Here is a 1,249-nt window from a genome sequence, read left to right as displayed (position 1 = left end):
CTGCCAAGCAGACGCACGAACTCCTCGCGGTTTCCACGAGAGCCGTGCATAGCCAGAGCTACATCGTTGCGGATTTTGGGTTGCCACCTCTTCGCTCGGAACTCCTGAGCATTGTAGGCGATACGCTTCTCGACACCCTCGTAGCCGAAACGCTTGCCGATAAGCGAGGACTTAATGGGCGTACAGATAGGCTTGCCATTATCATCGGTCATCGTGTAGATGATACCCGAATAGGGCCTGCCCTCGAACTCGCCTTTGACCTGCTTCGCCTCGATGTTGAAGCACGAGAGCATAGCACTATACTCGCCGAAGGACTGGAAACGGTACGAGGTAAAGACACTTTTGAGAATGTTGGATACCTGCTGTTTTACATCGCTACGGGTGTAGTCCGCTTTCTTAAGATATGGCTCCAACAACTCCCTGCGTTTGTCGGCAATCTGTTTGAGTCCGAACATCTGTTCCAACTCTCGGCACGCCTTCATCGAGCGGTTCCATTCGTAGGCATCGTCTATCTTCTCACCATTCTCGTTCACGCAGGTAGATACAATATGTATATGTCTGCGGTCTATGTCCTCGTGGAGATAGACAATGTAGGGTTGGTTGCCGTAGCCCATCTTCTGCATATAGGCTCTTGCCAAATCCGCAAACTGACTGTCGGTAAGATTGTCGTCCAATGTCGGATTGAGCGATATATGCAGGATAGGCTTCTCGGTGTTGCGGTTGGCTGCGAGATAACTCTCAAAAGCGAACATCGTCTGCCGTACAATCCTGTTAGAGTTGTAGAGAGAATCGGTAATCATGCGGTTGCCCGTTATGATGCGTGCCGTATCCTCGTTTACCTTCTGCTGGTTGTAGATGATGGCTCCGTAGAGTGAAGCACCTCTGTTGATTTTAGCCACCATATCAACCTCCGCTTTTACGGTTCAAGTGCCTCTCCTCAAACTCGCGCGTGAGGGCGATAATCTGTTTGCTCAATACTACCAACTCCAGTGTGGCTTTCTCCAACTTGGCGACAAGGGCGAATGCCCGTTTGTCCCCGAAGTTGGCTTTCACGGCTCGCACCGTCTGGTTGTAGTTGTTGCCGATGGCCTGGAACTGATGGTAGAAATTCGTCAGGCGTATGTAATAATCCATAGCCGCCTTGTCGAGTTTTACCACCTTTACTTCACGCTCGAAGATTAGAGCCTTTAGAAATTTCGACCTCTCCTTGAATCCCGATTTTTGGAATTGGATGTCAAAGTGTCCGTTT

The 1,249-nt window shown here is 50.0% G+C and carries 2 protein-coding genes; both read right to left on the bottom strand.

From position 1 onward, the window contains the following. On the bottom strand, window positions 1-902 hold a 902-nt coding region (locus tag NW211_RS13810; protein ID WP_258328265.1), incomplete at its 3' end, for a relaxase/mobilization nuclease domain-containing protein. 1 nt (window position 903) lies between these two features. Next, window positions 904-1,249, bottom strand: a 346-nt coding sequence (gene mobA, locus NW211_RS13805; RefSeq protein WP_258328264.1) for a conjugal transfer protein MobA, incomplete at its 5' end; no start/stop codon positions are given.

Source organism: Barnesiella sp. ET7 (assembly GCF_024733785.1).
Classification (GTDB): Bacteria; Bacteroidota; Bacteroidia; order Bacteroidales; family Barnesiellaceae; genus Barnesiella; species Barnesiella merdigallinarum.
This window is presented reverse-complemented; position numbering and strand designations above follow the sequence as displayed.